Source organism: Bradyrhizobium sp., from assembly GCF_049519115.1.
Lineage (GTDB): Bacteria > Pseudomonadota > Alphaproteobacteria > Rhizobiales > Xanthobacteraceae > Bradyrhizobium.
In genome coordinates, this window is sequence record NZ_JBEKRB010000115.1 from 1 (window position 1) to 8,059 (window position 8,059).

The following is an 8,059-nucleotide window of genomic DNA, read 5'->3' on the forward strand; positions in this document are numbered from 1 at the left end:
GCTCTTCGGCCGACGGCTGCGCGCCGGGTCCCGGGACTTTTGTTTGTCGGTGAGAAACACTTGGAATGGCGAAGGCGCGTCGTCGTTGGCCTTTTCGCAGCAGTGTTGCGTCGGTGTTGTCGCAACCTCGCGTTTTTGGAGGCAAAAATCTTGACGTCATCGGGTCGTCCAAGGCGGAAGCAGTGCGATCAGCGCAACCAGCGCACGCGGTCGGGGTGGCCGGACGTTAGCGTATAGGCCAACGTCGATGTTTGTCGTTGCATCGGTCCACCGCACCTTGTGGCGCCGGTCGTGACGGCGCAGACTAGGAGCGTCGGTCAGGCGCCTACCTTCCGGGATCAAGCGTGATTGGAAAACCGTCCTTAGGAGTATCCCTCGGCATACAGGTTTACGCACAAACGATATTGGTCACCGGAACTCAACAGTGATGCCGCTTACAATGGCCGAAAGTTCAAGGACATCCTAAATGCCGGGCATGACCGTGCCTTTATCATTTTTCATTTTGCGGCCGGTCGCCACGACGCTGTTGACTTTTGGTTTAGCAGCGGCCGGCGCGGTCGCGTTCTTCAAGCTGCCCGTCTCTCCGCTGCCCCAGGTCGATTTCCCCACCATCTCGATCGAAGCGAAGCTGCCAGGAGCGAGTGCGCAGGATATGGCCGCGACAGTCGCAAGTCCCCTTGAGCGCCATCTCACCCAGATCGCGAATGTAGCCGAGATGACTTCAGTAAGTACGATCGGGTGGACGCGCATTGTCATGCAGTTCGGCTTGGATCGGGACATTAACGGTGCGGCACGGGACGTGCAGGCCGCGATAAACGGTGCTCGTGCTGACCTGCCAACCAGCCTGCGGACCAATCCGACCTACCACAAAGTCAACCCAGCCGATGCGCCGATCCTGATCTTAACGCTCACCTCGGATACGGCCAGCCGCAGCAATCTCTACGATGCCGCCTCGACCACGCTCGCGCAGAAACTCGCTCAGGTGGAGGGCGTCGGCCAAGTCGAGCTCGGCGGCAGCTCGCTGCCGGCGGTGCGCGTCGATTTGATTCCGCAGGCTCTCTACAAATACGGGATCGGCTTGGAGGACGTTCGCGCGGCGCTATCAAGCACCAATGCGCACAGTCCTAAGGGTGGCATCGAAGTCCGAGACAAGCGCTACCAGATTTATTCCAACGACCAGGCCAGCAATCCCGACGCTTACAAATCGCTTATTCTCGCCTATCGAAACGGCGCTCCCGTCCGTCTATCCGATGTCGGTGAGGTCACTGACGGGGTTGAAAACGTCCGCAATGCAGGACTTGCAAACGGTAAGCCGGCGGTGGTCATCATCTTGTACCGGCAGCCGGGCGCAAACATTGTTTCGACCGTGGACTCAGTGAAGGCGTTGCTTCCCCTTCTCAGGGCGTCGGTTTCGGCGTCCATTGATCTCGGAATCGCACTCGATAGCTCGACCACGATTCGAACTTCCTTACAGGAGGTCGAGAGGACCCTGATTATCGCGGTACTCCTTGTGATATTCGTCGTATTTATCTTTCTGAGAAACGCGCGGGCTACGTTGATTCCGCTCATTGCGGTGTCGGTATCGCTGATCGGAACGTTCGCAATAATGTACCTGTTCGGCTATAGCCTCGACACTATCTCATTGACGGCACTAACCGTGGCGACCGGATTCTTGGTCGATGATGCAATCGTTGTAGTGGAAAACATCAGCCGCTACATCGAGCTTGGGATGGCGCCGTTTGAGTCGGCTCTTAAGGGCGCCAACGAAGTCAGCTTAACCGTGCTTTCAATGAGCATCTCGCTGATCGCTGTATTCATCCCTATCCTGTTGATGGGGGATATCGTCGGCCGGGTATTTCGCGAATTCGCGATGGTGATTTCCATTTCGATCCTCATATCGCTTGCAATGGCGTTTACTAACACGCCGATGATGTGTGCCGTTCTGCTCCGGAAAAGAGCCGGGGATTACGGCAAATTGTACCGCGCGAGCGAGCATCTCTTCGAAATGATGCTTCGCTTTTATGAGAGGACACTAACATCCACGCTCGAAAATTCGCGCTTGATGATACTCGCCCAAGCGGCGGTTCTGGGTCTCAATTTCTATCTGTACGACGTCATTCCAAAAGGCTTCTTCCCGCAGCAGGACACCGGCCGCGTGTTTGTATTCATCGAAGCCGATCAAGGCACCTCGTTTCAATTTATGCAGGAAAAGCTGGCGCAGTGCCTCTCAATTATCAAGAATGACCCCGCTGTCGAGACGGCGGTTGGTTTCATCGGCGACCAGAAGAATGCCGGTTTCGGCTTCGCCTCGCTGTATCCACTCAGTAAGCGCAAGGTCGGCGTCGACGCCGTAACCACTCGGCTGCGGCGCGAGTTGCTTGTCGTCCCAGGAGCAACTGCTTTTGTTGGAGGCATGCAGGACATCAGCGTAGGCGGACGTGCCAGCAACGCCCGATATCAATATACTCTGCAGGGACCATCGCTGGACGAGCTCATCGAATGGTCGCAGAAGATCGTCGCTGCCCTGCAGCGCGAGTCGACGCTGGCCGAGGTCAACAGCGATCTGAAAAACGGGGCTCTGGAGTTCAGACTTGCAATCGACCGTGACGCCGCCGCTCGGCTCGGCATCACCGTAGGCCAAATCGACAACACGCTATACGATGCATTTGGTCAGCGCCAGGTTTCAACGATCTATCTCGACCGCAGTCAGTACCACGTCATTATGGAGGTGGCACCGCGCTTCTGGCAGAACCCAGAGACTCTGAGGGACGTCTATATCTCGACGTCAGGTGCGTCGGTCAGCGGGTCGCAGGCGACAAATGCGGTCGCGGGCACCGTAGTGTCGCAGGCGACCACGATGGTCGCCGTGGCTGCAAATGCGCAGGCCGCGCGGAATCTCGCGAACAACTCGATTGGCCAGACCGGTAACGGCGTGGTCTCCACCGGCTCTGCGGTTAGCACAAGCCCGGAGACGATGATCCCGCTCTCTGCGGTCGCAAGTTTCACCGAGGGTGCTGCGCTGCTTTCGGTCAATCATCAGGGGCTGCTAGCGGCGACAACAATATCTTTCAATCTTTTGCCTCACGTTTCGCTGAGCACGGCCGTTGCCACCATCGAAGCCGTGATGAACCGTATCGGTGTGCCGGCGACCATTCGGGGCAGCTTCCAAGGCACCGCGAAGGCTTTCCTGGATTCGTTGGCCAAGCAGCCCTACCTGATTGTCGCGGCGTTAGTGACGATCTACATCGTGCTCGGCGTGCTCTACGAAAGCTATATTCATCCGCTGACCGTCCTGTCCACGCTGCCGTCCGCGGGCGTGGGTGCGCTATTGACCCTGATGGCGTTTGACACAGAGTTCAGCGTCATGGCGCTGATCGGCGTCATTCTGCTAATGGGCATTGTCGTGAAGAACGCCATAATGATGATTGATTTCGCACTCGAGGCAGAACGCAAGCGGGGCTTGAGCTCGATAGACGCCATCCGTGAAGCCTGCTTACTTCGTTTCCGTCCAATTATGATGACGACCATGGCTGCTGTTCTTGGAGCTTTCCCGCTCGCGTTTAGCTTTGGCGAGGGAAGCGAGCTGCGCCAACCGCTCGGGATTTCAATTATAGGTGGGCTTGTCCTGAGCCAAGCACTGACGCTCTATTCCACACCCGTGATCTATTTGTATCTGAACAGCTTCCGTTTCCGAAGATCCTAATCCCCTCGCTCGTCAAAAGCAGGCCCACCGTCATTCGTGCGCGGCTCAGCACAATTAATCGCCTATATTTAGAGACTTTGAGAGCGTAGGGGCATTCCGCACCTTGAGGCAAGCTCGAAAGGACAACCGACTTGACTCAATGACGGCGAATCAGATTCTTTAGATAGCACTTGAGCTTAACGTGCGGGGAGCGGCGCAATGAAACGCTTTGTCTTTTGCGTTCTCGTTGTTGGCTTGCTGATGGCGCCTCGTGGCGCGAACGCGCTCATCTGCGGCTCGGACTGTGTTTTCAACTATCAATTTGTCTTTTCAGACAACAGCAGTCCTATAACGATAACTCTGACTGGTCAGTTTATTACGGCGAACGAGACCCATATCGTCGCTGGCTATAACGTCGCTGGCTATACCGTGCTGAGCACAGCCAACGGTATGGTATCTGTTAATGGACCATCCTCGTCTTACACTTCAGCCAGCAGCTTGGATAAGCTGAATGATCCCAACGTGGGTTTCCCGTATGACAACATTCTCTACTACACCCCCGCAACCATCGTACCGGGGCTCCCCGGGTATTTTGACCCCGAAGGTGTCGAGTTAGTCGACACCAAAGGTGACCTCATTAACCTGTTCAACCTTGGCTCCGGTGATACCCTCGGCAGCCCCTTCAGTTTGGTGAGCGAGAATGTGTCACCTGTGCCCGAACCTTCGACCTGGGCGATGCTGTTGATTGGCCTTGCCGGCTTGGGTCTTCTGGCGCATCGTCGCAAGCGTAGAACCGTTCACGGCTTGGTGTGAAGCACCTGAGCAATAGGGCGCGAGCGGATCTGACCGTCGCCGGCCACTCGGCACCTTCTTCCGCGATGGCAGGCGCAAATCGTCCTCGATCCGATACGCGCTCGCTTCGGATTCGAGAACCCCGCCTTGGCCGCAGCGGCCTCGGGGGACAATGTCAGTCGGTAGTTCATGTACAGCCTCATCTGGTGGTCGGTGATGTGAAGGCCACGCAAGGCGTCGATTCCCTCTTGTCGAGATGAATCAACAGCTTGCACCAGCCGCACCCGGCCGCCAGACCGGTCCGAAAAGCGCGACGCCGATGGGGACGGTCCTTCGGTCGGGCGACGCCCTCCCTTCGGTCCGCCCCCATCGGCGCAGTCTCATCCTGATTGTCGCTAACGTCTCACCTTGATCGCCGCCGCCCAAACGCGCTCGTAGCATCGCCGCCGGCGAGATGGAAGCGGCGAAGATGGCACCAGCAGTCCCAAATTCGTCTTTTGCTCGCCGTATTGTCGCCCTAGGTCCACCGACAATCTCGGCCGCTGGCCATCGCAACCAATTGTGCAGCCTCGGGAGGATATGATGAGGTTTATCGTTGCAAGTTTTCTGGTGCTATCGAATTTTTACGCTCTTAGCGCCGAGCCGTTGACTCCGATGACGGCTCAAAAGTACCGCCTAGCAGCGTGCAATGCCAGCGCTGCGATATCCTGCCGCAACCAATGCGATGAGACAGTGTATCAGTGTCTTAAACAATGCGTCCGTCAACCTTGTCAGCAGTGTCAGCCGCCCCACAGTGCTTGCCTTCAAAGCTGCAACACGCGGTCAAGTTGCTGACCAAGCTCGGCGTCCGAAGCCCGTCTGCGATTGGGTATCTCGTCGTTGGCTACAACATGCCCGCAATGATGGGACTCAAGAGAATGCTGAGGTAGGTTCGAGCACAAGCCGACGAGAACGTTTTGTTCGTCGAAGAGGGGGACTGCGGTGTTCTATGTGATCATAGCCAGTGGTCTTGCTGGAATTTTTATAAGTCGTTTTGAGCGCTTTTATCTCCTAATTCCTGCAGCATTTTTACTCATTGTACCGGTTGCATATCTGCACAGAGGAGCGGTTTTGGGGCGGGTCTCTGGTTGTTCTTGTTTAGTCTTGTTGCAATGCAACTGGCGTATTTCGTTAGTATGATGTTACGCATGCTAATACCGTCGGTTTTTCGGGCGCCCCCTGAACACTCGGCTTTGACGGACATTCTCTCGAACTTATGAATCATCCGCTGCGGGTTATTTCGTGTCGCTTTGCCCATAGCCTGGCGACTTCCGGTCTTCTTTGACCGGCGGACATTTGCCGATGTTAGGTCGGCAGGTGTTGACAAGGCCAAAGCAGGCGACCGAACATGAGAGGGGCCGCACCTGAAACTGGCCTCCTATTGCCATAGCTGGCTTCGCAGCAAAAATGCCGGGGGCTGTCGGAAACGACAGGGCCGACGGCGCGGGATTCGGCGCAACGAACAAAACGAAGATTTCCCGCCGCTCACCCTTCAGCGAAGACGAACATAAACCAACCATTGACATTGCACCATCGGCGGACGCTGCGGTCGCTCGTCGGCGTGATCTTTTCAGCTCGGGCCGCACCGCCTGATTGCGGCGAGCGACCGACGGGCGACGGCTCATGGGAGCGTGTTTCGTGTTTCGGACCAATCTCAAATAGCTTTTGCAACAGGCTTCGCTGTGACGGCGTCCCGACGATCAGCGGATGGCCACTCGCATACCTCACAAGGTCCGGCGGCCGGAATGGTGGAGCGAAAATCAGTAAATTGCGAAGCAGCAAAGCAGGCTGCCGCTGTCCTTGCCGACACGGGTGAGGGCTTCGCGGCACTGGCCGCTCGCAGGTAACGACAAGGGCGGTAGGAAAGATTGGGTTCGTTTCGTAGATTTCGATGAGGCCGATTTCATCCTGGCTTGGAAGCGAATGCGGGGGCCGCCGCCTCGGATCGCTGCGAACTTAGCAAGCAGCAGCAGCACGCCCGGACCGTTCTGGCGGGATGAAAGTGAGGTGAGATCGATGGCGGAGTGCGATCGCCGCGCCTGCACCGGTCTTATACGAGATAGTGGCCGATCCGCTGGGCAGGACGGCGAGTTCCGGGGCGAAGCGGATAGCCGGCCTAAAGCAAAAGTCCGCCGAAGGCGGTCTGGCGGTCTGTGCTTCAGTGACACCGCAACGCAGATCAGGCGAAGTGCACCGCGTCGCTTGTGCGTCGTCGATAAGCCAGCCAGCCGAGCCCGCAGAAGCCCAGGAACATCATCGCCCAAGAGGAGGGTTCGGGGACCGCGCCTGCCACGTTGGTTACCCCAGGGCTGATCGATATGGTATAGTTAGGTCCCGCCGAAAAGAACGGATCTAGAAACGCCATTGCCGATGATAAACTATTGGCGTTGACGCTTGTGCCGGCTTCAACGCTCATAAGCACCTCTATCGGTTGGTTCGCAAACACTTGCAATGTGTCCTGCATGACGAAACCGTTCGGATTAAATCCGGCAGTGATTCCAAAACTCTGCCCCCCGATAGAGGAGACGCCCCCAACAGACTGCAGGTTTCCGATCGTCGTATTCCCCACAACAAGGGCCTCGTTGCTGAACGAGCCGGCAGTGGACGACAGCGAACCATTCGACGTCACGGATAAGTTAGTGAAGCCGACAGGACCGTTGAGTTGCACATAGTACTTCAGGGTCGCGCTTGCATCGGTCCCTATTTCCTCACCAAAACTGTCCGTTTTGGTGATTGCGGATGACGCAGTAATTGAAGGCGGCGCATCGCTGGCGATGACCTGGGACATGCCGGACGCACCATAGAAGCTCGTAAACGGTGTGCTCGATATAGTACCTGGCCCGGTGACGGGCGTCTGAGTCCCGATACAGCACGCATTGCCGGGAGGTCCGACAAAGTCGGTATTCACGGTGCCGGTCCATACTGCGTTTGGAAGAACAGTGACCGCTGATGCCTGCGAACCGATAGCGAGGATGAAACCGGCGGCTAAAAGAATAGACTTCATTTTCGAACCCCCCGTGTCCAATACATTTGGGCTCAAATACATTTGGGCTCAAAGCCCGTGGATTCTCTCCGAGAAATTATTCGACCGGCATTTAATGAAAGAAAGTTTCTCAGCGCTGCTCCACCCTGTCAATCCGCTGGTTGCACCATTTTCAGGCACACGTTGCCGCTAGGCTTCGTTCCGTGTGCTCGACGTTGTCGACCCAGTCGGCTGGCGCCGCATAGGTGCCCTCATTGTACCAACTGGAGCAGGTGGCGAACAGCCAGGCGTTCTCTGGATAGAAAATTTGGCCGGATACCCTCGATAAGGCTTCGCCGTCGCTCCAGCCTGGATTCCAGTCTTTGTTCTGGGCGGACATGAAAATCTCGGCCAGTTCCGCCGCCACCAGGGGCTCGATCAGACCAGGCTCCAGAAAGATGTCATTGATCGCGACGGTTGCGGTGATCGCCGGCTTCTGCCCGGCAGCAATGGCGCCAACGCCATCGTTGGAGCCGCCGCCTGCGCCTGCGATAATGGTTACCTGGATGGGCAGGTTCTGGGGT

4 protein-coding genes and 1 pseudogene are annotated in these 8,059 nt (G+C 56.9%); 2 read left to right on the forward strand and 3 right to left on the reverse strand.

Annotated features, from left to right (window positions below; genetic code table 11):
• Positions 1-466 precede the first annotated feature (466 nt).
• Together ABSE61_RS35095 and ABSE61_RS35100 are read left to right on the forward strand one after the other, a co-directional pair.
• Complete coding sequence (locus ABSE61_RS35095; RefSeq protein ID WP_423875757.1) at positions 467-3,703, forward strand: efflux RND transporter permease subunit; 3,237 nt, start codon at positions 467-469, stop codon at positions 3,701-3,703.
• 198 nt (positions 3,704-3,901) lie between these two features.
• Positions 3,902-4,495, forward strand: coding sequence for a PEP-CTERM sorting domain-containing protein (locus tag ABSE61_RS35100; protein ID WP_423875758.1), 594 nt, complete (start codon positions 3,902-3,904; stop codon positions 4,493-4,495).
• 18 nt (positions 4,496-4,513) lie between these two features.
• Here the strand turns inward: ABSE61_RS35100 and ABSE61_RS35105 are convergent.
• The 3 genes and pseudogenes from ABSE61_RS35105 to ABSE61_RS35115 form a co-directional block, all read right to left on the reverse strand.
• Positions 4,514-4,707: pseudogene (locus ABSE61_RS35105) on the reverse strand (IS21 family transposase); the annotation flags it as partial.
• Positions 4,708-6,692: 1,985 nt separating this feature from the next.
• Positions 6,693-7,517: a PEP-CTERM sorting domain-containing protein gene (locus tag ABSE61_RS35110; RefSeq protein WP_423875759.1), complete on the reverse strand. Its 825-nt coding sequence runs from the start codon at positions 7,515-7,517 to the stop codon at positions 6,693-6,695.
• Positions 7,518-7,668: 151 nt separating this feature from the next.
• On the reverse strand, positions 7,669-8,059 hold a 391-nt coding region (locus tag ABSE61_RS35115; RefSeq protein ID WP_423875760.1), incomplete at its 5' end, for a hypothetical protein.

Coding starts and splice junctions, on each gene's coding strand:
- ABSE61_RS35095 (WP_423875757.1), top strand. CDS start 467: ATGCCGGGCATGACCGTGCCTTTATCATTTTTCATTTTGCGGCCGGTC.
- ABSE61_RS35100 (WP_423875758.1), top strand. CDS start 3,902: ATGAAACGCTTTGTCTTTTGCGTTCTCGTTGTTGGCTTGCTGATGGCG.
- ABSE61_RS35110 (WP_423875759.1), bottom strand. CDS start 7,517: ATGAAGTCTATTCTTTTAGCCGCCGGTTTCATCCTCGCTATCGGTTCG.